General features: G+C 65.9%; 15 protein-coding genes and 2 pseudogenes. 3 read left to right on the top strand and 14 right to left on the bottom strand.

Features of this window, described 5'->3' with window-relative positions; genetic code table 11:
- Positions 1-209: 209 nt before the first annotated feature.
- Complete coding sequence (locus ACFIMZ_RS36090; protein WP_431825470.1) at positions 210-1748, top strand: IS3 family transposase; 1539 nt, start codon at positions 210-212, stop codon at positions 1746-1748.
- Positions 1749-1815: 67 nt separating this feature from the next.
- Here the strand turns inward: ACFIMZ_RS36090 and ACFIMZ_RS36085 are convergent.
- Positions 1816-1899 (bottom strand): annotated as a pseudogene (locus ACFIMZ_RS36085) (nuclear transport factor 2 family protein); the annotation flags it as partial.
- Here ACFIMZ_RS36085 and ACFIMZ_RS36080 point away from each other — a divergent pair.
- A pseudogene (locus ACFIMZ_RS36080) lies at positions 1897-2322 on the top strand (LysR family transcriptional regulator); the annotation flags it as partial. The pseudogenes ACFIMZ_RS36085 and ACFIMZ_RS36080 sit on opposite strands and share 3 nt — an antisense overlap.
- A gap of 74 nt (positions 2323-2396) precedes the next feature.
- On the opposite strand, the gene ACFIMZ_RS36075 reads toward ACFIMZ_RS36080, so the two are convergent.
- The 12 genes from ACFIMZ_RS36075 to ACFIMZ_RS36020 form a co-directional block, all read right to left on the bottom strand.
- Entirely contained in the window at positions 2397-3422 is a 1026-nt protein-coding gene (locus ACFIMZ_RS36075; protein WP_431825469.1) for a methyltransferase, read from the bottom strand.
- Positions 3423-3505: 83 nt separating this feature from the next.
- Entirely contained in the window at positions 3506-3901 is a 396-nt protein-coding gene (locus ACFIMZ_RS36070; RefSeq protein ID WP_431825468.1) for a nuclear transport factor 2 family protein, read from the bottom strand.
- 24 nt (positions 3902-3925) lie between these two features.
- The gene (locus ACFIMZ_RS36065; RefSeq protein WP_431826042.1) at positions 3926-4924 is read right to left on the bottom strand and encodes an NAD-dependent epimerase/dehydratase family protein; all 999 of its coding nucleotides are present in this window, start codon (positions 4922-4924) and stop codon (positions 3926-3928) included.
- An 18-nt stretch (positions 4925-4942) separates the two neighbouring features.
- Positions 4943-7750, bottom strand: coding sequence for an AMP-binding protein (locus ACFIMZ_RS36060; protein WP_431825467.1), 2808 nt, complete (start codon positions 7748-7750; stop codon positions 4943-4945).
- A gap of 843 nt (positions 7751-8593) precedes the next feature.
- A complete protein-coding gene (locus ACFIMZ_RS36055) occupies positions 8594-9565 on the bottom strand; it encodes an alpha/beta fold hydrolase (protein WP_431826028.1) in 972 nt (323 codons plus the stop codon).
- Between the two features lie 6 nt (positions 9566-9571).
- Positions 9572-9991 (bottom strand): PaaI family thioesterase, encoded by a 420-nt coding sequence (locus ACFIMZ_RS36050; RefSeq protein ID WP_431826027.1) that lies wholly within the window; start codon positions 9989-9991, stop codon positions 9572-9574.
- A gap of 13 nt (positions 9992-10004) precedes the next feature.
- Positions 10005-11822 (bottom strand): fatty acyl-AMP ligase, encoded by a 1818-nt coding sequence (locus tag ACFIMZ_RS36045; RefSeq protein ID WP_431826026.1) that lies wholly within the window; start codon positions 11820-11822, stop codon positions 10005-10007.
- Entirely contained in the window at positions 11819-12805 is a 987-nt protein-coding gene (locus tag ACFIMZ_RS36040) for an amidohydrolase family protein (RefSeq protein ID WP_431826025.1), read from the bottom strand. Before ACFIMZ_RS36040 ends, ACFIMZ_RS36045 begins: the two co-directional genes overlap by 4 nt.
- A gap of 39 nt (positions 12806-12844) precedes the next feature.
- Complete coding sequence (locus ACFIMZ_RS36035; RefSeq protein WP_431826024.1) at positions 12845-13870, bottom strand: acyl-CoA desaturase; 1026 nt, start codon at positions 13868-13870, stop codon at positions 12845-12847.
- The gene (locus ACFIMZ_RS36030) at positions 13867-14799 is read right to left on the bottom strand and encodes a class I SAM-dependent methyltransferase (protein ID WP_431826023.1); all 933 of its coding nucleotides are present in this window, start codon (positions 14797-14799) and stop codon (positions 13867-13869) included. The genes ACFIMZ_RS36035 and ACFIMZ_RS36030 overlap by 4 nt, the downstream gene beginning before the upstream one ends.
- Before the next feature lie 12 nt (positions 14800-14811).
- A complete protein-coding gene (locus ACFIMZ_RS36025; protein ID WP_431826022.1) occupies positions 14812-15096 on the bottom strand; it encodes an acyl carrier protein in 285 nt (94 codons plus the stop codon).
- A 25-nt stretch (positions 15097-15121) separates the two neighbouring features.
- Entirely contained in the window at positions 15122-16156 is a 1035-nt protein-coding gene (locus ACFIMZ_RS36020) for an acyl-CoA desaturase (protein ID WP_431826021.1), read from the bottom strand.
- Between the two features lie 441 nt (positions 16157-16597).
- On the opposite strand from ACFIMZ_RS36020, the gene ACFIMZ_RS36015 reads away from it, so the two are divergent.
- Positions 16598-18001, top strand: a complete 1404-nt coding sequence (locus ACFIMZ_RS36015; RefSeq protein WP_431826020.1) for a GGDEF domain-containing protein — start codon at positions 16598-16600, stop codon at positions 17999-18001.
- Between the two features lie 69 nt (positions 18002-18070).
- On the opposite strand, the gene uvrA is transcribed toward ACFIMZ_RS36015, so the two are convergent.
- Positions 18071-23977, bottom strand: coding sequence for an excinuclease ABC subunit UvrA (gene uvrA / locus ACFIMZ_RS36010; RefSeq protein ID WP_431826019.1), 5907 nt, complete (start codon positions 23975-23977; stop codon positions 18071-18073).
- Positions 23978-24025: the final 48 nt, after the last annotated feature.

The raw sequence follows: 24025 nt of genomic DNA, 5'->3' as shown, positions 1-24025 counted from the left end.
CCGGTGTCTTCGACGATACGGTGCGGATGCATGGTGGTCGTCCTCGAGTGGTGTGGGCTCACTGTTTCGCTGGCTGGTCGAGCCAATAATTTCGGAGTCCAATGCAAGGTGACATAATACGTATTGGCGACAGTTTACGTTGTAGTAGCTTTTTAGAAATGTCGTGTTCCGAGGTGCGGACGAAAACTTGGACTACCTGGAGGTAGTTCATGTACTCGTACGAAGACCGCGTTCGAGCGGTTCGGCTCTACATCAAGTACGGTAGGAGCGCAGCGGCAACTATTCGCGAGCTGGGATATCCTTCGCGCAAGAACTTGGCACGATGGTACCGTGCGTTCATTGAGGTTGGCGATTTGCCGGCGGGCTATCGCCGCTCCAGGCCACGATACTCCGCCGAACAGAAGCAGATCGCGGTCGAGCATTATTTGAGTCATGGCTGCAATTTTGCCGGGACCACGAGAGCACTGGGATATCCGTGTCGCGCAGTGCTGGCCGCGTGGGTCCACGAACTGCGCCCCGATATTCGGAAACGTCTTGTCAGCAATGCTCCGAATGTGCAGTCGTCCCCAGAGTTGAAGCAGTCAGCGGTCATTGAGCTGTGCACCAGAAACGGAGGTGCACGCGTGATCGCGGAAAAGATAGGCGTGAGCAGGCCGACGCTATACAACTGGAAAAATAAGTTACTAGGTCGTGAGGCTCCGGCATCCATGAAACGCCATAAGAATCTGGCATCGGCCCCTGAGCGGGCAGAACTGGAGCAGCAGCTGGAATCGCTTCGACGCGACATACGGCAGCTGCAACTCGAACACGACATCCTGAAGAAGGCCAATGAACTGTTAAAAAAAGGCCTGGGCATCGACCCGCGGCTCCTGAGCAATCGGGAGAAGACGACGCTGGTTGATGCCCTCAGACAAATCTATGCACTGCCAGAACTGCTCGCCGTATTGGGTCTTGCTCGCAGTTCCTACTTTTACCATCGCGCACGACTGCTTGTCGCTGACAAGTATGCTGGCGTGCGTCGTGTCATCACAGACATCTTCGAACTCAATTACCGTTGCTACGGCTATCGCCGGATACGCGCGGCACTCGGTAAGCGGCAGGTCTTCATATCGGAGAAAGTCGTGCGACGTTTGATGAGGCAAGAAGGCTTGGCCGCTGGCAGTGCCCGCCGGCGTCGCTACGGCTCCTATCAAGGAGAAATAGGCCCCGCGCCAGAGAACCTCGTCAATCGTGATTTCCGGGCGGCAGCGCCGAATAAAAAGTGGCTCACCGACATTACGGAATTCCAGATTCCAGCCGGCAAGGTGTACCTATCGCCTGTGATCGACTGCTTCGATGGGCTCGTTGTCAGTTGGTCGATCGGCACGCGTCCGGATGCCGAGCTTGTGAATACCATGCTCGATGCAGCGATCGAGACAGTAGCCGAGAGCAAACACCGGCCAGTGGTCCACTCCGATCGCGGTGCGCACTATCGCTGGCCCGGGTGGCTCTCACGGATGCGCGATGCCAGGCTGATTCGCTCGATGTCGCGCAAAGGTTGCTCGCCCGACAATGCGGCATGCGAAGGTTTCTTCGGCCGGCTGAAAACGGAGCTGTTCTATCCTCGGGACTGGCAGGCTACAAGCATCGAGCAGTTCATCGAGGTAGTCGACTCTTACATCCGCTGGTATAGCGCAAAGCGGATTAAGATCTCGCTTGGCTCACTGAGTCCGCTCGAATACCGGGAGAGCCTCGGACTCGCGGCATAAACCAGTCCAAGATTCTAGCCGCACCCCCTTCTGGCCATTTAGAAATGTCGTGTTTTGGCTTGTAGGTTGATCGCCGCGCGCCCGACGCCCTGACGCACACGTCGGTCGGCGTGATCGCGCTCTCGCCGGACGCCGCTGCGACCTTCGCGAAGAGTTCGTCGCGGCGGCGCAGCTCGGCAGCATCAGCAAGGCCGCCGATCATCTATGCCGCACGCAGGGCGCGGTGAGCCGCCAGATTCAGCAGCTCGAAGCCCACTATCGATGCGCGCTGTTCGTCCGCCAGCCGGAGTGGCGTTGCTGGCTCGACGCGGACGGCGCCGCGCACATCGACGCGGCGCGCGGCCCCGTATTCGACACGCTCGAGCTGACGCTGACCGCCGCGGCGGAAGGACATGGCGTCGCGATCGGTGATCCGCGGATGGCGTGCGACCGGCTCCGGGCGGGCGTGCTGACGATGCCGATCCGCGAAACGGCGACGAACGGCCTGTCCTACTACCTCGTCTATCCGCCGCAGCGCGCGACGCAGCCGAAGATTCGCGCGCTGTCGGTCGTGCTCGCGAAGCGAGCGCGAGCGGACTGCTCGCAGCGATCGAACCGCTCGAACTGCCCGCGCCGCTCACCGCTCGCCGCGATCCGCGGCACCCGCCGTCACGGCTTGATGCCCTCCATCACGCTATGCGCGCCTTGCGTCGGATGAACGGCCGTCATCGACAGCCCGGCCGCCGCATAGAGCCGCCCGTACCCTTCGGCCGTGCGCCCGTGCCCGCCGGAACTCATGATCAGCATTTCGAGATCGTGCAGCTTCGCGAAATGCGGCTCGGCCGGCGGCGTGAGCACCGCCTCGACGAGCAGGAGCTTGCCGCCCGGGCGCATCGCTTCCGCGCAGTTCGTCATGATCCGCGTCGCCTGCTCGTCGTCCCAGTCGCAGATCACGTGCTTCATCACGAAGACGTCACCGTGCGCGTCGATCGATTTGCTCGCGTCGCCCGCGACGACCTTCACCCGCCCGGTCAGCCCGTGCTTCGCGAACAGCTGCCGCGCGCCGTCGCACGCGTGCGGCAGCTCGAAGAGCACGCCGTTCGCATTCGGGTTCGCGAGCAGCAGCGTCGCAAGCAGAAAGCCATGGCCGCCGCCCACGTCGACGATCGTGCGCGCTTGCGAAAAATCATAGGCGCTCGCCACCGCGGGCGATTCCAGTTCGCTGACGCTCGTCATCGCGTCGTTGACGATCGCCGCGATCTCCGGATGCGCATCGATGTACGCGAAGCCCGGCCCGCCCACGACATGCTCGAACGCGCTGCGTCCGGTCTTGACGCTGTACATCAGTTGCCCCCATGCCCGCCATCCCGCGTCCATCCCCGCGAGCCGCACGAAGCCGCGCATCGAGCCCGGCGCGTCGCGCCGCAGCGCATCGCCGAGCGGGCTGTTGCGAAACCGCCGGCCCTCCTCCTCGACGAACACGCCGAGACTGCCGAGCGCGCGCAGCACGCGGTAAAGCGCCTCGGGGTGGGTGTCCGTCGCGGCGGCCAGCTCGTCCGCCGTCCGTTCCCGCTCCGCCAGCAGATCTGCAATGCCGAGCTCGGCGGCGACATAGAGCGCCTGCGCGTGCCATTTGCCGGTGACCATCTGCAGTATCGCGATATGGGGCGACTGTCCCGCCTGCACTTCCGTCATCAGATTTCTCCTTTCGATCGATCGAAATACGAATGCGTAAGAATGCGTATGTATGCGGCCCGCCGCCGCGCGAGCCGGTACGGTCAGTCCGCGATCAGCTTGATCATCTCGGCCGTGTCGAAGTGATCCTCGAACGTGACCGCCCGGCCGTTCTCGAACCGCCAAACGTGCACGAACTTCAGCGTCGCGCTGCGCCCGTTGGCCGCGGTGATGCGGCGCGTGCCGAGCACGACGATCCGCTCGCCGGACTCGATGAACTCGTCCGGCGCGATCCGCATCTCGGCGATGTGCGTCGGCACGTGCCTGATGAACGCGATCACTTCGTCGTGGCCGCGCTTCGTTCCGCCGAGCCCGTACGGGCTCATGCCGTCCGGATGGGTCCAGCGCACGTCCGGCGCGAGCGCCGCGAGCACGCCGGGCAGGTCGCGACGGTGGAATGCCTCGTATGAGTCGCGCACGGTCTGCATGTTGATCGACATTGCAAATAGCTCCTGTCTCGCGCGTCAGCGCTGCTCGGCCGGCAGCGTCTTCAACGCGCCGGGAAAGTGGGTTTCGATGGTCCGCCGCACGCCTTCCTTCCAGTGCACCGTGCAATCGCCGATCAGCGCGCGACGCTTCGTGTTGTCGAACGCATAGGTTTCGCGCGTCACGTCGCCGCGCTCGAAACGCGCATCGACACCCGTGATGTCCGCCACGTATTGCAGGCAATCCTGAATGCCGACGGCCTCGTCGCCGCCCCAGTTCAGCACGAGCGCGGGCGAGCTCGCCGCCTCCCACAGCAGCGGCACCTGGCGGACGAGATCGTCGGTGTGGATCAGCGACGCCCAGTTCTGGCCCTCGCGCGGCACCGGCACCGGCTTGCCGGCGAGCAGTTGCCGGTACAGCAGCACCGGCACGCCGCCGTGGCCGTATGGGCCGTACGCGACGTTCAGGCGCGCGATCACGGTCGGCAGGCCGAGCGTGGCCGAGAACGCGCGCACGACGCCCTCGCACGAGATCTTCACGATCGGATAGGCGGGCAGCCAGTGCGCGACGCCGTTCAGCGGGTCCGTCTCCGCATACGGATGATCGAGCGCCTGCCGCGCGTACAGGCTGCCGCTCGACACGTAGATGAACGATTCCGCGTGGCGGCAATGCGTCATCAGGCGCCCGGTGGCGACCGTGTTGATCTCGATCGCCTTGTCGAAATCGCCGTCCTCGCCGCGCCTCACCGCCGCGTGCAGCACGTGCGTGAAGTCGTCGGGCAGGCCGTCGAGCGTGTCGCGCTCCATGTCCCACCGCCACGTGTTCACGCCCTTCGCGCGCAACGCGTCCTCCACGCCCGCGTCGCCGAACCGGCCGATCGCCCACACCTCGTCCCGCGCCGCCAGCGCTTCGGCGACGGGCCGCGCCACCTGGCCGGTCGCGCCCGTGATCAGAACCTTGCGCTTCGCGTGCCGCCGTTTCGCGTCACCGCGCGCTTCGTTGACAGACACTGCCATGAGCCTCCTCTCCCTGTTCATCGTGATGTCGGACATCGGTCATTTGCCGCCGAGCGCGCGATTGAGCTCGGCCCGCAGCACCGCCTGGAACGTCGCGACGTGCGCGGGCCCCATCAGCGTGTAGTGCTCGCCCGCCACGTCGATGTAGCGATTCGGCGCGCGCGTGAACTCGTCCCATCGGCGCAGTTGGTTGTTCAGCCAGTCGTCCTTCGTGCCGCGCAGCGGGATCGCGTAGAAGATCGACATCGCCTGCACGTTGCCCGACGGCACGTACGAACGCCCGAGCGTCAGCAGCGATTGCGCGAGCCCCGCCCATGCGCGGAATTTCGGCAGATCGAGGTCGAGCTCGGCGAGCCGCCCGGGCGGCGCGTGGTCGATCAGATACGCGAGCGGGTCCTGCTCCGGCATCGCGGCGCGCAACTGCGGCGGCAGCGTCAACGACTGCTGCTTGTCGATCAGCGACAGGAAGAACGCGAGGTTGACCGCGCCTTCCACCTCGTCGAGCTCGTCCATCCGGTACTTGATGTGCGGCGGCAGATTGAAGCTGCCGACGAAGTCCACGCGCTCGCCCTGCGATTCGAGCACCTTCGCGATCTCGAACGCGACCGCGCCGCCGTACGAATAGCCGGCCACCGCGTACGGCCCGTGCGGCTGCCGCTTGCGGATCGCGTCGACATACGTGCTCACCATCTCGTCGAAGCTGGAGAAATACGTCTCCCCTTCGTTGAAGCCGCGCGCGCGCAGCGCATAGAACGGGCGCTCGTTGACGAAATACTTCGCGAGATTGACGAACACGAGCACCTCGCCGACGCCCGGGTGCACGCAGAAGAGCGGCGTCTTGCCGCCCGTGAGCTGCAGCGGCACGACGGGGTCGTAATCGCCCGCCGTCACGCGCTCGCCCGACGCGAGGCGCGCGGCCAGCGCACGCACGGTCGGATTCTGGAGAATCGTCACGATCGGCAGGTCGACGACGCCGAGCCGCTGCTCGACGTGGCGCTTGAGCTTCAGGATGTCGAGCGACGTGCCGCCGAGATCGAAGAAGCTCGCGGTCGCGCTGATCGCGTCGGGCGCGACCTGGAACATCTCCGCGAAGATCGCGGCGACCGCGGCCTCGGTGTCGCCCTCGGGCGCGGCGTAGCCGCCCATCTGCCGGTTCGCGAGATCGGCGACCAACGCCTTGCAGCCGTCGTAGCCGCCCGCTTCGAGCCGCTTGCGCATGATCGTGCGCTGGGTCTTGCCGAGGCTCGTCTTCGGAAACTCGTCCTCCGGCAACGGCAGGATCAACGCGGGCCGGAAGCCCCACAGCAGGATCGTGCTGTTGCGGATCGCGATGATGACGCGATACAGCGCGTCATCGTCGTCGAACGGGAACGACGGCGTAAACGTCACGACGAGCTGCTCGGATTCGTCGCCGGTGCTGCGCGTCGGGAACGCCGCGACGAACGAGCGCTTGATGCCGTCGAGCGCTTCGAGCGTCGTCTCCAGCTCGTGGCTGAAGTAGTTGACGCCGTTGACGATGATGCTGTCCTTGCTGCGGCCGACGAGCCACAGCCGGCCGCGCTCGATGCGCCCGAGATCGCCCGTGCGGAACCAGCCGTCGCTCGTGAACGCCGCGCGCGTCGCCTCGGCGTTGTTGTAATAGCACTGGAAGATCATCGGGCCGCGCACCTGGAACTCGCCCGCTTCGCCGTCCGGCAGCACGTTGTTGCGGTCGTCCGCGATGCGCATCTGCAGGCCGGCCACCGGCAGGCCGAGCGACGCGAACTCGCGGCCCGCGTCGCCGTGCGGAAATTCGCGCGAATACACGGAGCCCGCGCACGTCTCGGTCATCCCGAACGCGGGCCACAGCGCGTCGCGCGCGAGGCCGCACGGCGCGAGAAGATCGAGGAAGCGCTGCCCGGTCGCGACGACGATCGCCTCGCCGCCCGACACGGCGTGCCGCAGCGACGAGAGATCCACCGAGCGGCGCCACGCCGCGAGCGCCTCGTCGCCCATCGCTTCGAGCGCGGCGTTCAGTTGCCCGAACAGGAAGTTCGGCGAGAAGGTCATCGTGACGCGATAGCGGCTGACGAGCCGCAAGAAGCGCAGCGGATCGGTCAGGATCGCCGCGGATTCGACATGGAGCTGCACGGCGCCCACGTAGAGCGGCAGCAGGTGGGCTTCGAGCAGCGCGGCGACGTGATCGAACGAGATCCAGTTGAGCGTGACGTCCGCGCCGGCGAGCTGCTGCGTGTCGTTCTTGCCCGCCATCGACGCGAGCAGGTTGCCGTGCGTGAGCACGACCGCCTTCGAATTGCCGGTGGAACCCGACGTGAGCACGAAGACGGCCGGGTCCGACGGTTGCGCGACATGAACCGATTCGTCGGGCGCGCCGGCGCGCAGCGCGTTCAGGTTGACGGCGAACGCGTCGCCCGGCAGATCGCTGTTCAGCGCTTCGGTGGTGACGAGCAGCGGATGGTCGAGCAGCGTGTCGACGTGCGCGAGATGCTTCGCCCAACGCTCCGGATCGTTGCGGATCGGCACGAGCGGACACGGTATGAATCCGCCGAGCGCGCACGCCCAGAACGCCGGGATGAAATCGTTCGCGTGCTCGAGCAGCAGCGCGACCTTCATGCCGGACCGGTAGCCGCGCGAGCGCAGACCGCCCAGGATGCGGCGCGCTTCGTCGAGCAGCTCGGGATACGTGACGAAAGCGCCCTTTTCCTCGGATTCCGCGGCGATGAAACGCACGCCCGTATGCGGATGCAGCCGTGCGGCCCGCAACAGCAGGTCGACGATGTTGTGCGGCGAAGTGACGCGCGATTCGTGTTCGGAAACGCACGGCAAATCGAGAGTGGATGTCGTCATGGTGCAGGTACTCCATGCTGGCGGTGCAAGTGGTGAACGAACGTCCGGACGCGTCCGCACGGACGCGTTGATTGACGATTGCGGGTGAATCCCTACCTGACTGGCCGCCGATCCTCGCGAAGACGGACCGGCAGCCGATTGACACTCGACTGCGTGAGACGAACCGGGCGCTTGCCCGGCAAATAGCGGAATGGTTCGATCGAATCCCGACAACGGGCGCCGATGCGATCCGAAATGCCAGATTTCATTCCGAATCGCACACGGCGATGAACGGGATTTCGAAATAATCGGCCGATTGCACGGATAAAAAACGCCGATTGATTCGATTGTTTTCCGTGCATCAATGATCGGCGCGATTCATCGGCCGATCAACGGCGTTCCGGCGCCAGCGGTCCGCCGGCACCGGTTCGATCGACAACATTGAAACGAAACGCAGTCTACGACAAAACGCGTGAAGTTTGAACGCGTTTTGCACGAATTAATTCATACAAAAGTGCGGCATTTTTATTGAATGCAATTTCGCGCAAATCAATTCATCTCGCCATTCACGCCATCGAAATTATGCGATTTTATTTGGCGACTTATACCCCTATCAAATGATATAGGGGTATCGACACGGTTCGTGATTATCCTCTGCAGCGCATAATCACGAATCCCGGCCGACTCTCGAAGTGCCGCATGCCGAGATCCGCCACCCGCCAGTGGTCCATCGCTCGCACTCCCGCGCGAAAAAGCGGACTGTGCAGCGCAGCGGGAAAAAATCCGTGAAGCCATCGGGCGGGCGGAAGGCGAATATTTGGTCACGCCCGTAGTTGCCGATAGCAAACACGCAGTCGAACGCAATCACCCCGCGTTCTGCGTGCCCAGCCAGTCCAGCAGCACTTTCGAAAACGCCGGACTATCCTCGAGTTCCGGCGAATGCCCTGCCTGCTCGAAGAACGCATGCCAGACGGCGTGCGGCACCTGGCGTGCAATCGACAGCTTGTCGCTGTGCCGATGCGTGCGATCGGCGGCGCCCCATGTGACGAGCGTCGGCTGCCGGACCGAGACCGCTGGCGGCGCTCGGTCGTAGAAATGCTGCCAGAGCGAGCCGAAGCAGCAGAACGCACCTTGCTTGAACGCGGACTCCAGCAACGGCGTGAACTCGCGATAACGGTCTTTCGCCATCGCCCGCCGGAACCAGGCGATCCCGATCTTGCGCGCGCCGAACGCGCAGGCAAACTGCCCGACGAGCGGCGTCGCAAGCAGCTTGCGGGCATCGACGTGGCGCGCCCAACGGACCTGATCGCTCCACGCGGGGCTTTGCCACAGCATCAGTTTCGCGATTCGCTCGGGCTCTCGCGCGGCGATCTGCAATGCGATGTGCGCCCACACGCACGAGAACGCGAGCAGATACGGTCCTTCGTCCAGCTCGATCAGCATCTGCTCGATCGCCGAGCGGTAAGCGTCGAACGAGAACTTGAAACCGCGCTTCGGCACCGAGAAGCCGAACCCGGGCGGCTCGAAGCAGACGACGCGCGCGGACGGCTCGAGCAACGCAATCAATTGGTCGTAGTGTTCGATCACGCTTGGCGGATCGCATACCAGCACGATCGTCGGCCGCTCGCCGGACCGCTCGCCCGCGATGCGCACGCGAATGCTCGAATCGGGCAGCTCGCAGAAGCGGACGCCGGGCCTCGATTGCGCGGCCGAGTCGCGCTTGAGCCGCGCCGCGCGCATGCCGAGCCGCAGCGGATCGAGCCAGGTCACGTCGATTTCGGCACGTCGTTCGCGAGCGGCCGCATGCGGCGTGTCCTTCAGATGTGGGGCGCTCATCGCGATCTACTTCGTCGGCCAGAGGATCATCTGCGTGCAGCGGAACGTCGCGAGCAGCTTGTCCGTTTCGCGATGCCGGACGGTCGCGTCCCAGACCTGCGTCATGCGGCCGCTATGGATCGCGCGCGCCTCGCAGACGATCACGCCGGCGCGGGCCGACCCCATGAAATTGCTTTTCAGCTCGAGCGTGCTGAAGCTGGACGCGCCTTCCGGCAAGCTCGCGAGACACCCGTAGCCGCATGCGGTATCGGCGATGCTGACGATCGTGCCCGCATGGAGGATGCCGTGCGCGAGCACGGCTTCGCGAATCGTCAGCTCGGCGAGCACGTGGTTTTTCTCGACCCGGTTGACGACGATGCCGAGCAGGCCCGGCAGATAGTCGGCGCCGAATCGGTTGAAGTAGTCCGCGTCCAGTTTTTCTTGCATGCTGCGTTCCTCGTCAGTTGTTCCGGATGTCGTTCGGCGCGTCGAGCTGCGCGCGCCACTGCGTGATCACCGGCAGCGTGTCGCTGAGAAACAGCTCGCGACAGGCGTGCCGCTGGACCTTGCCGCTGGTCGTCTTCGGTATCGCCGACGGCGACGTGAAGACGATGTTGTGCACCGCTATGCCGTGGTGCAGATTGATCGCCTGACGCAGCCTGCCGAACAGCGCGTCGGGTGCATGACCGCTTGCCTGATCGCCTTCGCTGAACGCCTTCAGGTAGCGCGCCCGCAGCTCGCGCACGACGATCACCTGCGGCGTGGCGTCGGCCTCGAGCGCGAACACCGCGCATCCGCCGGGGCGAAACAGCTCGGCGTCGAGCGGCTCGATCGTCTCTTCGACGTCGTGCGGGTAATGATTGGCGCCGCGTATCAGCATCATGTCCTTCAGGCGTCCCGTGACGAACACGTCGGATCCCGATCGATAACCGTAATCGCCGGTGCGCAGGAACCGCCCGTCATAGCCGGGCAGCTCGGCGTCGAAGGTCTGCTCGCTCAGCGCGCGATTGTTCCAGTAGCCGAGCGCGACGCTCGGCCCTTGCGCCCAGATTTCGCCGACCTGGCCATCGCCGCACGGAACGCGGGTGTCGGGATCGACGATCAGCGTCAGGCTGTCGCCGGCTGCGTCGCCGCATCCGATCGTCGTGCCCGCGAGCTGCGCTTCGGGTTCGCGCGCCGGCTCCGCATCGCCCGGCGCGACCGGGATGACGGGGGGCTGCGATTTCAGTCCGCCCGTCATGAACAGCGTATGCTCCGCCAGGCCGTAGCATGGATAGAACGCCCGCGCATCAAAGCCGCAGCGCGCGAAGCGCTGCGAGAACGCGTGCAGCGTGCCGCGCCGGATCGGTTCGGCGCCGACGAACGCGAGGTCCCACGAGCCGAGATCGAGCTTGTCCAGATCGGCATCCGCGATGCGCATCGTCGCGAGCATCTGATAGGCGAAGTTCGGACCGCCGCTCGTCGTCGCGCGTCGCTCGCCGATCATGCGCAGCCAGCGCAGCGGGTGCTTGAGGAAATCGATATGCGACATCAGCGCCACCGGAAAACCGACGTAAAGCGGCTGAAGGATGCCGCCGATCAGGCCCATGTCGTGATACGGCGGCAGCCAGATCACGCCCTGGCTGTCGGCGTCATGCTCGAAGCGGCTCGCGATCAGCGCGGAGTTGTGCAGCAGGTTCCGATGGCTGATCATCACGCCCTTCGGCGCGCCGGTCGAGCCGGACGTGTATTGCAGGTAGACGGGCGTCCCGTGATTCACCGGCCGCGGAACGTAGCGCTCGACGACGTCGCCCAGCATGTCGACCGTGACCCAGCGCAGGCTGCCGAGCGTGGACGAACCGGCTTCGATGCGACTGGCGTCGTTGCGCACGGCCGTGGTCGACAGGATCGCGACCGGTGCGCAATTCTCGACGATGCCGATCAGCCGCCGCAACGTGCGTTCCGCCTGCGCAGGCTCGACCGGATAGGCGGGCACCGCGACGACGCCCGCGTACATGCAGCCGAACAGCGCGACGATGTAGTCGATTCCGGGCGGAAACAGCAGCAGCACGCGATCTCCGGGGCGGGCGACCTGCTCCAGCGCCGCCGCGACGATGCCCGCGCGCCGGTCCAGATCGGCGCAATCGAGATGCTGCTCCGCGCGCTCGCCGCCCGTCACGAATGTGTAGACCCGCAGGTCAGGCTGATGCGCGGCGCGGTATCGCGTCAGTTCGACGAAATCTGCAAACGTGTCGGCGGACGGTGCGCCGATGGACGTCGAGCGGTCGACATGCGTCATGGCGCCGGCTCCGTGGTCGGTTCGGCCGTGAGCGTTTCGGCTGACGCGCCGGCGGGCGCGTCGCCGTCGAACAGTGCACTGGCGTTTTCCCACAGCACCTTGTGAAGCACGTCCTCGGGCAGGTAGCGCTTCAGCTGCTCGATTTCGAAATCCCATTCATACGGGATCAGCGGAAAGTCGCTGCCGTACAGAAAGCGGCCGGGACGATCGCATATCTGCGGCACCAGCTGTTCCAGCGCGGGCTTCCACGGGGTCGGCAGATGCGGATGCGCGCCGCGCGGATAGCGCGTCTCCCGCAACGGCCGGACATCGGGCACGATCTCGCCGGTCGCGGCGCGATGGCCGCCCAACGCCATCGCGGTATCGAAGTGCAGGTTGGGAAATTCGTCGAGCAGGTCGACGTATTCCTGAACTTCGTCGTAGCCGATGTGCGGAACGATGACCTTCAGATGCGGCGTATGGCGCATCGCACGCCGGAAGCGCCCGACATTGCAGAGGCCGCGGATTTCGTCGAGCTGCGTATTGTTTTTCGCGACGGCGCCCGAATGCAGATTCAGCACTTTGCCCCGGTCGGCGACCGCTTCGAAAATCGGCACGAGCGCGTCGTCGTCCGGCGCCATCTTCAGCAAATGGCAGTGAATCTTGAGGCCGGCGAAGTTCAATTCGTCCAGGAGGCGGACGGTTTCGCGCGCGCAATCGCGGTCGAGCGGATGCACGGTGCCGAACGGCACCAGGAACGCCGGATGGCGCGACGCCAGTTGCGCGACGAAGTCATTCAGGAATGGCGCGATGCCCGGCTGCCCCGCATAGCAGATGCCGGCGGCACGCGCGACGCCGTGCTCCTTCAGGAAGGCGATCGATTGCTCGGCGAGCAGTTCATGACGAATCTTCCATGCGTCGCGCGCGTAGCTCTTCCAGACGAGCTTCGACACGACGTCGGGCAGCACATGCACGCGCGCATCGAAGATCTTGGGTGTCGTCATCGCGAGGTCCGGTTGATGGCTGTCGCAGGGGAACGCGAGTCATGCATCGCGGTGACGCGGGTCCGCAAGCCGCTGGCGGATCGCGTCCGGATCGGGATGCTGAACGTCCCACACCAGCCCCAGCCGCTCGAGCAGCGCGATCAGCGATCCGGTCACGTCGATCTGCCATCGATGGAAGCCCGTGCTCGCGTACTGCGGAAAGGCGTGGTGGTTGTTGTGCCAGCCGGCCCCGAGCGTCAGGATCGCGAGCCACCACACGTTGCGGCTCTGGTCGCGGCCGGGAAACGGCCGGCGGCCGCCGAGCGAATGGCCGATGGAATTGACCGCCCAGATCGCGTTCGTCGCGAGGAAAATCCGCACGGTGCCGCCCCACAGGAGGCCCAGCAGCGCGCCCCGCCACGACAGATCGAGCAGCCCGCCGAGCGCGGCCGGCAACAGCAGGCCCAGCAGCAGCCAGAAGTCGTACGCGAGATGAATGCGCAACAGCGTCGGATCGCGGTACATGTCGTTCGCGTATCGATTCCAGCCCTTGGGGCGCGCGGACGACGGGTCGAACAGCCAGCCGACGTGGCCGTGCAGGATCCCTTTCGCGCGGCCGACGAAGCCGTGCCCGCCGATCTGCGGCGTATGAGGATCGCCGGGACCGTCGGCGTTCGCATGATGCAGCCGGTGAATCGCCACCCACCACATCAGCGGTCCCATGTAGGCGAGCGAGCCGAGGATCGCGAGCGCGACCTTCATCGACGGCGCGGCCTTGAACGCGCGATGCGCGAAGTAGCGATGCAGCGCAAGCTCCATCCCGAGGATGTTGAGCACGTAGAAGATCACGAGCATCGCGATGTCCTGCGCGCGCGGAGCCAGGCCGAATCCGCCCCAAAGCGCGAGTGCGGCGACGGTGCCGACTGCCGGTATCGACGCGACCCCCAGATGGCGCGCCGACGATGCGCGGGACAGATGCCCGGCCGCGTGTTCGCCGGGCATGGACGAGCTTGCCGAACCGGCCGGCGATGCCGCGCGGTCCGGCGCCTGCGCACGGTCGGCGCTGTCGGCGGCCGTGTCCTTCATACGGCGGCCGCCCGATGCGAGCTCGCATGGATCCGGGTCGGCTCGATGCGCCGGAACGTGATCCGGTACAGCACGAACGCGCCGAGATCGAACGAATAGCTCATCGTCCGGTACAACCGCTCGTAGCGCTCGACCACGTCGAGCGGCGCGAGTTCGAGCGCCTCGCGGCGATGCGCGCGCAGGTTCTCGAACCACGCGCGCATCGTCTTCACATAGTCGTGGCGATCGTTGCGGACGAGCTCCACTTCGAACAGCATTTCGGAGGCCCGGACGATATCTGCGAGGTACGGCAGATCCGATTCCGGAAAGACTTCGCGCGCGATGAAGAGATCGGCGTGCCGCGCGTCGCGCGCAACGTCGCCGTACCCCATCGTCTGCAGCGACATCCGGCCGCCCGGCTTCAGGAACGCATGGCATTTCCTGAAGAAATGGCGATAGGCTTCCACCTTGTCTTCGTCGATCTTCGCGAAATGCTCGAACGCGCCGAGCGAGATGATGCCGTCGAACGGCTGCTCGGGCGCGTAGTCCTGCCAGTTTCGCAACATCACGTCGATGCCCGGGTGCCGATATCGCTCGCCGACGTATTTCAACTGCTCGTTCGACAGCGTGAGCCCCACGGCCTCCTTCACGCCGGCGACCGTGACGAGCCGGTCGAGCAGCGCGCCCCAGCCGCAGCCGATGTCGAGCACGCGCGCCGCGCCGCGCGCCCGGATCTGCGCGATGTGATAGTCGAGCTTGCGGATCTGCGCCTGCTCGTGCGTATCGCCCTGCTCGTACATCGCGCACGAGTAGTTGCGGCCGCTTTCCTGCGCGAGCGCGAGGAACGCGTTGCCGATGTCGTAGTGATACTGGATCGCGTCGGCGGATGCACCGTACGGCACGTCGCGCCCCGGCGCGCCGGCTTCCCGGCTCTGGATCTGGACGGTCATCGTTCGGTCTCCCTATCGCCCGGCCCACAGATCGGCAAGCGCCTGCGCGAGCGCGTCGATCGTCGGATATTGATAGGGCAGGCTCGGGGACAGCTCGAAGCCGACATGATCCTCGAGATCGCCGACCATCTTCATCGCGTCGGCCGAATCGAGGCCATAGTCGATGAACTGCCTGTTCACGTCGATCGATCCGCTGTCGGTGCGCAGCCTGGCTGCCAGATAGCCGGTCATCCAGTCGAGGATGGCCTCGCGGCTTTTCGCGTCGTGTTCCACTGCATTCGAGGTGGCGCTCTTCATTCACTCGGCTCCGGTAGAGAGTGGGTCATGGTGCAATGCGCTTCTTTTCGATCAGTTCCGCGGCGGGGCGATGCACGTCGTAGACGAGGTGCAGGCGTTCCAGCACGCGGACGAACAGCCCGCCCGGATCGATCTGCCACCAATGCAGCCCGGTGAAGGCGGACGCGGGAAACGCGTGATGGTTGTTGTGCCAGCCCTGCCCGAACGTCGGGATCGCGAGCAACAGGCTGTTGCGGCTCCGGTCGTGCGCGGTGGTGTGGAAATCGCGCCGGCCGATCACGTGACACAGCGAGTTCAGCGCCCAGATGCAATGGCTGACCGCGAAGATCCGCACCATGTCGCCCCACAGGAAGCCGAGCAGCACGCCCATCCACGAACGCGACACGAGCCCGCAGATCAGCGGCGGCAGTACGAGCCCGATCCAGACCCAGCGGTAATAAGCCATATGCTGCTTGAAGACGAGCGGGTCCTGGTAGAGGTCGGGCACGTATTTTTCCCATCCGGCCGGCCGCGTCGACTCGCCGACGAACAGCCATCCCATGTGACTGTGATACAGGCCCTTGAGCCGGCCGCCGACACCTTCGCCCGACAAGTGCGGCGAATGGGGATCCCCGTCGCCGTCGCTCGTCGAATGATGGCGCCGATGGGTCGACGCCCACCAGTTGACGGGGCCGTGCGCGCCCATCGAACCGAGCGCGATCAGCGCCACCCGCACCCACGGCTTCGCCTTGAACGCCTTGTGCGTCACGTGGCGATGAAAGCCGACTTCGAGCCCCAATGCGGTGGCGAAATAGAAGACTGCGAACGCGATCAGTTCGATGGCGCCCGGCACGTAGCCGGCGACCCATAACGCGATCGCCGCGACCGTGCCCAGCGCGGGAAGCAGCGTGACAACGGCGGCGATGCGGCGATCGAGACGGACGGTTGAACGGGGCGAGATCCTTGTCGGGCGAGCCGAGCCATGCGAACCGGAAGAACTGGACTCGGGAATCGCGCTTCCGATCGCACCCTCGGGCTGGCTCGCACCGTCGCTCGAATACGGAGGCTGGCCGGGACTCATCAGATGTCTCTCAGTAAAGGTAAATTGTCTGGCACATATTCCATGGATGAAATTGGAAACTCAAAATGAATTTTCCTATCGTCAACGCTGACGCATTTGGTATCCCGAAGCAATTTTTCGATATTAATTCGCGATTTGAATACGAAAATGGATAAGGGTCGATGGAAACCGATTCCAGGACGTCTTGCGTTTGCTGTTGCGTTTGCCGGCCAGCGCTCTTTCGTTTCGTTGAACGGTCGACGTGCATGAATTCGATATCGATTCGGATTGCTTGTCGGCATCGGGCTCAGCCGGTTTTCCGGAATCTAAAACAATCGAAGTCAATGACGACACAAGATCGAATTGATTTTCGGGGATGCGGGTTATTCGGTCGGCATGAAGGTCAGTCCGAATGCGCCCCTTTGCCTATACTGGAACCATCCGACGAAACTGGGGCAGAACATGAGCATCCATGTTGCCGCCGACGAGACATCCGGGCCGGTCCATCTGATCACCAGGGGCTATGCCAGGCTTCTGCTGATCGGCTTCGCGCTGGTGCCGCTGTATCTGATTGCCTACCTGTACTACTTCCAGAATCCTTCGCTGAAATTCGAGAATCACGCCTTTCACGAACTCGCGATTGCCGCCGCTACGCTCGAAGGCGGGTTCGTCACCTATGTATGCTGGCGTTGCTATCGCCTGTCGGGCGAGCCGCTGTTACGCTGGCTCACGCTGGGCTTCCTGGGCTTTTCCCTCATCTATGCATTGCATGGCGCCTTTACCGGCATGGCGCATCACAATATCTGGCTGTTCCTGCTGTATGGGCCGGCCTCCCGCCTGGCGATGTCGATCCTGATTCTCGCCGGGCAGCTCGCCTACAGCCGTGCGGCCGACAGCGAAGCAACCCGCACCGATCGCCGCGCGTGGACGGCGTGGATCGCGCTGTTCGTACTGGTCGACGTCGCGGTTGCCGGCGTCGCCTACTCGCCGGTGGCGGGCAGCCCGTGGGTGCGCCTTTCGATGGAAGGCGGGGCGCTCGTGTTCTTCGCCGTGAACGTCACCGCGCTCGTCCTGCGCCGTATCCATTCGCCGCTGATGACGATCTACGGCATCTCGGTGGCGTCATTCGCACTGTCCTCGCTCGCCTTCATCCTCGGACGGCCGTGGAATCATATGTGGTGGCTGGCGCACGCGATCTTTGCAGCCGGGTTCTTCCTGCTCAGCTTCGGTGTCGTGCAGGCGTTTCACACGACGCGTTCATTCTCGAAAATCTATAGCCAGGAAGAGCTGTTTGCGCGCTTGAGAGAAGCCATGGCGCGAACGGAGCGAGCGCTGCAGGAGTTGCAGCGGACCAACGAGAAGCTCGAGCATATGGCTGCAACGGACCCGCTTACGGGCGCGGCCAACCGGCGGCATTTCCTCGACCGCGTGGAAACCGAAATCGCGCGGGCGAAACGCAATGGCGCGCCGTTCTCGTTGCTGTCGCTCGATCTCGACCACTTCAAGGCGATCAACGACAGCTACGGGCATCAGGCCGGCGACGAGGTGTTGCAGCGCTTCGTCAAGAAATGTCTCGACACGATCCGGCCGTACGATGGCGTCGCGCGGGTTGGCGGAGAGGAGTTCATGGTGCTGCTGCCGCAAGCCGGGCTGGATACGGCCCGGTCAATCGGCGAGCGTATCCGCGAGGCGATCGCCGGCACGCCGTTCGAGGCGGGCATCGGCAAGCCGATCGAGGTCACCGTGAGCGTTGGCGTCTCCGAGTTCGGCCGCGACGGCGAGACGGTCGACGCGATTCTGCGCAAGGTGGACGAACGCCTGTACCGCGCCAAGGGCCAAGGCCGCAACCGGGTCGTTGCAGCGTAGCCCGTGGCACGCTTTCCGGGCGGAAACCTGCGTGAACGGCGGGTCCGCCATCCACCGGACCCATCCCGCTCACGCCGCGCCCGCCTCTCCTCTTCGACCATTTTCGCCGCGGTCAGCGCCGCTTCGCGCCAGCACGGGCTCGAGCGCGCGCCCCGTATGACTCGCGCTCACCTGCACGAGCCCTTCCGGATGCGCGGCCGCCACGATCGCGCCGCCGCCCACGCCGCCCTCCGGGCCGAGGTCGATGATCCAGTCCGCTTCCGCGATCACATCGAGGTCGTGCTCGATCACGACGACACTGTGTCCCGCATCCACGAGCCGGTGCAGCACATGGATCAGCTTCGCGACGTCGGCCATATGCAAGCCCACGGTCGGTTCGTCGAGCACGTACAGCGTATGCGGCGCTTTCTGGCCGCGCCGCGTGATGTCGTCGCGCACCTTGCTGAGCTCGGTGACGAGCTTGATGCGCTGCGCCTCGCCGCCGGACAAGGTCGGCGACGGCTGGCCGAGCGTCAGGTAACCGAGGCCGACGTCCTTCATCAGCTGCAGCGGATGCGCGATGTTCGAGATCGGCGCGAAAAACTCCACCGCTTCGTCGATCTCCATCGTCAGCACGTCGCCGATGTTCCGGCCGCGCCACGTGACCGCGAGCGTCTCCGGATTGAAGCGCTGCCCGTGGCACACATCGCACGGCACCTTCACATCGGGCAGGAAGCTCATGCCGATCGTGCGCACGCCCTGCCCTTCGCAGGCGGGGCAGCGCCCTTCGCCGGTGTTGAACGAGAAACGCGACGCCGTGTAGCCGCGGGCTCGCGCCTCCAGCGTGTCCGCGAACAGCTTGCGGATGGCGTCCCACACGCCGATATAGGTCGCCGGGCATGAGCGCGGCGTCTTGCCGATCGGTGTCTGATCGACTTCGAGCACGCGGTCGATATGCTCCCAGCCGCTGATCGACTCGCAGCCCTGCCACGCATGCGTGACGCTGAGCGACGGCCTTGGCGCGCTGCGCGCCAGCACGCTCGCGCGTCGATTCGCCGCCTGCGGCGCCTCTTGCTGCGCGGCCTTGCGCGCGCGTCGCGTCGCCGGCGACGACAGCACCGAGCGGCCCACCGCATCGAGCAGGTTCGCCATCAGCACGTCGCGCGCGAGCGTCGACTTGCCCGAGCCGCTCACGCCCGTCACCGCGACGAGCCGTCCAAGCGGAATGCCGACCGTGACGTCGCGCAGGTTGTGCAGCTTGCCGCCGTGCACCGTCAGCCAGGTCTCCGGCACCGCCGGCCCGTGCTTCGCGCCCGGCAGGCTCACGCTGCGGCGCGGCTGCAGCGGATGCACGATCGGTTGCGCGAGGAAGCGCCCCGTCAACGAATCGGGCTGCGCGGACAGGTCCGCGACGCCGCCCTGCGCGACCAGCGTGCCGCCGCGCTTGCCGGCGCCCGGCCCGACGTCGATGATGTGATCGGCGCGGCGAATCGTGTCTTCGTCATGCTCGACGACGACGAGCGTGTTGCCCTTGTCGCCGAGCTTGCGCAGCGCGTTCAGCAGGATCTGGTTGTCGCGCGGATGCAGGCCGATCGTCGGCTCGTCGAGCACGTAGCACACGCCCTGCAGGTTGCTGCCCAGTTGCGCCGCGAGCCGGATGCGCTGGGCCTCGCCGCCCGACAGGCTCGGCGCCGCGCGATCGAGGCTCAGGTAGCCGAGCCCGACTTCCTCGAGAAACGCGAGACGGCTGCCGATCTCGCTGACGATGTCGCGCGCGATCTGCGCGTCCCGCCCGGCGAGCTGCAGGCCGTCGATCCAGCGACGCGTGTCCGACACCGTCCATTGCGCGACATCGACGATCGGATGGCCGTCGAAGGTCACCGCGCGCGCGGACGGATTCAGACGCGTGCCGCCGCAATCCGGACACGGCTCGTCGCCGACGCCCTCCGGCTCCTGCTCGTCGGACGGCAGCGTCTGCTCGCGGCCACGCCCGTCTTCGGCGAGCATCGTGTCGTCGTAGGCCGCGCGCTGTTCGCGCGTGAGCGTGACGCCCGTCCCCACGCAGGTCGTGCACCAGCCGTGCTTGCTGTTGTACGAGAACATCCGCGGGTCCAGCTCCGGGTAGCTCGTGCCGCACATCGGGCACGCGCGCTTGACCGACAGCACCTTGACCTCGCCGATCCGCGCGGTCGAATGATCGTTGGTCATCGCATGATGCAGGCCGTCGAGCGGCGCGAGCAGATGCATCACGCCCTTGCCGAGCTCGAGCGTCTCGTTCAGACGCTGCCTCAGCTCGGCCTCGTGGTCCGGCGACACGACGAGGTCGGCCACCGGCAGCTCGATCGTATGCTCGCGGAAGCGATCGAGCTTCGGCCACGGGTCCACCGTCACGAATTCGCCGTCGACGCGCAAATGCGTATTGCCGCGCGCCTTCGCCCACTTCGCGAGATCCGTGTACACGCCCTTGCGGTTGACGACGAGCGGCGCGAGCAGCCCGACGTGCTCGCCGCGGTGGTCGCGCAGCAGCTGCGCGGCGATCGATTCGACGGTTTGCGACGTCACCGGCGTGCCGTCATGGATGCAATGCTGCAGGCCGAGCTTCACATACAGCAGCCGCAGGAAGTGCCAGACTTCGGACGTCGTCGCGACCGTGCTCTTGCGGCCGCCGCGCGACAGCCGCTGCTCGATCGCGACGGTCGGCGGAATGCCGTACACCGCGTCGACTTCCGGGCGCCCCGCCGGCTGCACGATCGAGCGCGCGTACGCGTTCAGCGATTCGAGGTAGCGACGCTGGCCTTCGTGAAAGAGGATGTCGAATGCGAGCGTCGACTTGCCGGAACCGGACACGCCGGTCACCACGTTGAACTTGCCGTGCGGAATGTCGACGTCGAGCGCCTTCAGGTTGTGCTCGCGCGCGTTGACGATCCGCACGACATCGTCGCCTTCGATTTCCCGCCGCGCACGCGCCGCGTTCAGCGCGGCCTGCAACGGCACGCCCTCCTCCGCGGGCTCGGCTTCGGCGCCCATTGCGCGGTCGTAGTGCAGCAGCGCCGCGCCGGTATGCGATCCGGCGCATGCTTTCACGTCGTCGGGCGTGCCCGCGCACAGCACGAGGCCGCCGCCGTCGCCGCCTTCCGGGCCGAGGTCGATCAGCCAGTCGGCCGCGCGGATCACGTCGAGATTGTGCTCGATCACGATCAGCGAATGGCCGCTCGCGAGCAGCTTGCCGAACGCCTGCATCAGCTTCGCGATGTCGTCGAAGTGCAGCCCCGTGGTGGGCTCGTCGAACATGAACAGGCGCGCTTGCGCGACGCGCGCCTCTTCCGTGACGACACGGCGCCCGCTGCCGGCTTTCGCCGACTCGGCGAGAAAGCCCGCCAGCTTCAGGCGCTGCGCCTCGCCGCCCGACAGCGTCGGCACCGGCTGGCCGAGCTTCACGTATTCGAGCCCGACGTCGACGATCGGCTGCAGCACGCGCAGCACCTCGGCGTCGGCGGCGAAGAACGCCGCGGCTTCGCTGACGGTCAGGTCGAGCACCTCGGCGACGCTGAGTGCGCGGCCATCACGCTCGATCCGCACTTCGAGCACCTCGGCCCGGTAGCGCTGGCCGTCGCAGTCCGGGCAGCGCAGGTAGACGTCGCTCAGGAACTGCATCTCGATGTGCTCGAAGCCCGAACCGCCGCACGTCGGGCAGCGGCCGTCGCCCGAGTTGAAGCTGAACGTGCCCGCACTGTAGCCGCGCTGCAGCGCGAGGGGCGCCTTCGCGAACAGCTTGCGGATCTCGTCGAACGCGCCGACATAGCTCGCCGGGTTCGAGCGCGTGGTCTTGCCGATCGGCGACTGGTCGACGAACACGACGTCGCCCACCTGCTCCGCGCCCGCGAGGCGGCGGTACGCGCCCGGCGACTCGGTCGCCTTGCCCAGGTGCCGCGCCATCGCCGGATAGAGCACGTCCTGCAGCAGCGTCGACTTGCCGGAACCCGATACGCCGGTCACGCAGACGAGGCGCTGCAACGGAATCTCGACCGTGACGTCGCGAAGGTTGTGCTCGCTCGCGCCCTCGAGCACGATGCGCGGCGTGTGCTGGTCCACCGCGCGGCGCGACCAGTGCGACGCGTGCGCGACGTGCTTGCGGCCGCCGAGATACTCGCCCGTCAGCGTGCGGGCCGAACGGATCGCGCCGGGCGTGCCGTCGTAGACGATCGTGCCGCCGCGCTCGCCCGGGCCGGGGCCCATGTCGATCAGCCGGTCGGCCGCGAGCATCACCGACGGATCGTGTTCGACGACGACCAGCGTATTGCCCGCGTCGCGCAGGCGCTGCATCGCCTCGACGATCCGGTTCAGGTCGCGCGGATGCAGCCCGATGCTCGGCTCGTCGAGCACGAAGAGCGTCTTCGTGAGCGAGGTGCCGAGCGCCGTCGTCAGGTTGATCCGCTGCACCTCGCCGCCGGACAGCGTGCGGCTTTGCCGGTCGAGCGTCAGGTAGCCCAGCCCCACGTCGCACAGATACTTCAGCCGCGTGCGCACCTCGGCGAGCAGCAGCTTCAGCGCATCGTCGAGCAGCGCGCTCGGCAGGCTGATGTCGTCGAAGAAGCGCCGGATGCGCTCGATCGGCAGCAGCATCAGGTCGTGCACCGTCAGGCCCGGCAGCGCTTCGAGCTGCGCGCGGGTCCAGTCGACGCCGCGCGGCAGGAAGCGGCCGGCAGGCGCGAGCGCCGCGTCGGCGTTCGCCTTCGTGCCGAGCCGCCACAGCAGCGACTCCGTCTTCAGGCGCGCGCCGCCGCACACGTCGCACGGCGTGTAGCTGCGGTATTTCGACAGCAGCACGCGGATATGCATCTTGTACGCTTTCGATTCGAGGTAGGCGAAGAAGCGCTTCACGCCGTACCACTGGCTCTGCCACTTGCCGTCCCAGTCGGGCGAGCCGTTGATGACCCAGTCCCGCTCATCGGACGTCAGCTCGCTCCACGGCGCATCGCGCCGGATGTTCGCCCTCGCCGCGTAGCGCATCAGGTCGTCCTGGCATTCCTTCCACGCGGGCGTCTGCATCGGCTTGATCGCGCCGCCGCGCAGCGTCTTGCGCTCGTCGGGGATCACGAGGCCGAGATCGACGCCGATCACGCGGCCGAAGCCGCGGCAGGTTTCACACGCGCCGTATGCCGAGTTGAACGAGAACAGTGCCGCCTGCGGATCCGCGTAGCGCAGATCGCTGTCCGGGTTATGGAGCCCGGTCGAGAAACGCCACACCTCGGATTCCGGCGCCGCGTCGGTGGCGTTTTCCGGCACCTGCGCGAGCACGTAGACGTTCACGCGCCCGCCGCCGCGCTTCAACGACGCCTCGATCGCCTCGATCACGCGCACCTTGTCGACCTGATGCAGGCGGAAGCGGTCGGCCACCACGTCGAGCACCTTGCGCGGCCCGGTGGGCGACGCGACTTCGCGCCGTGCCTGCACCCGCGTATAGCCGCTCGCCGACAGCCACTGCTCGACTTCCTCATCCGTGACGGTTTCCGGCAACTCGACCGGAAACGTGACCACGAGCCGCGGATCGTGATCCGCCGTGCGCGCGGAGAGGTCCGCATAGATCGTCTCCGGCGTGTCGTGCCGCACCGGCTGCGCGGTCTTGCGGTCGAACAGTTCCGCCGCGCGTGCGTACAGGAGCTTCAGGTGGTCGTTGAGCTCGGTCATCGTGCCGACGGTCGAGCGCGAACTGCGGACCGGATTGGTCTGGTCGATCGCGATCGCGGGCGGCACGCCATCGACGCGGTCCACTTGCGGCCGGTCCATCCGGTCGAGAAACTGTCGCGCATACGCGCTGAACGTCTCGACGTAGCGCCGCTGGCCCTCGGCGTACAGGGTGTCGAACACGAGACTCGATTTGCCGGAGCCCGACGGGCCGGTGACGACCGTCATTTCGCCGGTGCGCAGGTCGAGGTCGATGTGCTTGAGATTGTGCTGACGCGCTCCGCGAATGCGGATCAGATTGCTGGATGACAATTTGTCTGCCCGTCTGAATGAGTTGGCCAGGGTCACGGCGCCACGATG

This window comes from Burkholderia sp. F1 (assembly GCF_050813845.1).
GTDB classification, from domain to species: Bacteria; Pseudomonadota; Gammaproteobacteria; order Burkholderiales; family Burkholderiaceae; genus Burkholderia; species Burkholderia ubonensis.
Note: the sequence above shows the minus strand (reverse complement) of the source record. Positions and strands in the feature narration are given on the sequence as shown.

Excerpts from the sequence above, each read along its gene's own strand:
- ACFIMZ_RS36090 (WP_431825470.1), top strand. The coding sequence starts at position 210 with ATGTACTCGTACGAAGACCGCGTTCGAGCGGTTCGGCTCTACATCAAG.
- ACFIMZ_RS36075 (WP_431825469.1), bottom strand. The coding sequence starts at position 3,422 with ATGACGGAAGTGCAGGCGGGACAGTCGCCCCATATCGCGATACTGCAG.
- ACFIMZ_RS36070 (WP_431825468.1), bottom strand. The coding sequence starts at position 3,901 with ATGTCGATCAACATGCAGACCGTGCGCGACTCATACGAGGCATTCCAC.
- ACFIMZ_RS36065 (WP_431826042.1), bottom strand. The coding sequence starts at position 4,924 with ATGAACAGGGAGAGGAGGCTCATGGCAGTGTCTGTCAACGAAGCGCGC.
- ACFIMZ_RS36060 (WP_431825467.1), bottom strand. The coding sequence starts at position 7,750 with ATGACGACATCCACTCTCGATTTGCCGTGCGTTTCCGAACACGAATCG.
- ACFIMZ_RS36055 (WP_431826028.1), bottom strand. The coding sequence starts at position 9,565 with ATGAGCGCCCCACATCTGAAGGACACGCCGCATGCGGCCGCTCGCGAA.
- ACFIMZ_RS36050 (WP_431826027.1), bottom strand. The coding sequence starts at position 9,991 with ATGCAAGAAAAACTGGACGCGGACTACTTCAACCGATTCGGCGCCGAC.
- ACFIMZ_RS36045 (WP_431826026.1), bottom strand. The coding sequence starts at position 11,822 with ATGACGCATGTCGACCGCTCGACGTCCATCGGCGCACCGTCCGCCGAC.
- ACFIMZ_RS36040 (WP_431826025.1), bottom strand. The coding sequence starts at position 12,805 with ATGACGACACCCAAGATCTTCGATGCGCGCGTGCATGTGCTGCCCGAC.
- ACFIMZ_RS36035 (WP_431826024.1), bottom strand. The coding sequence starts at position 13,870 with ATGAAGGACACGGCCGCCGACAGCGCCGACCGTGCGCAGGCGCCGGAC.
- ACFIMZ_RS36030 (WP_431826023.1), bottom strand. The coding sequence starts at position 14,799 with ATGACCGTCCAGATCCAGAGCCGGGAAGCCGGCGCGCCGGGGCGCGAC.
- ACFIMZ_RS36025 (WP_431826022.1), bottom strand. The coding sequence starts at position 15,096 with ATGAAGAGCGCCACCTCGAATGCAGTGGAACACGACGCGAAAAGCCGC.
- ACFIMZ_RS36020 (WP_431826021.1), bottom strand. The coding sequence starts at position 16,156 with ATGAGTCCCGGCCAGCCTCCGTATTCGAGCGACGGTGCGAGCCAGCCC.
- ACFIMZ_RS36015 (WP_431826020.1), top strand. The coding sequence starts at position 16,598 with ATGAGCATCCATGTTGCCGCCGACGAGACATCCGGGCCGGTCCATCTG.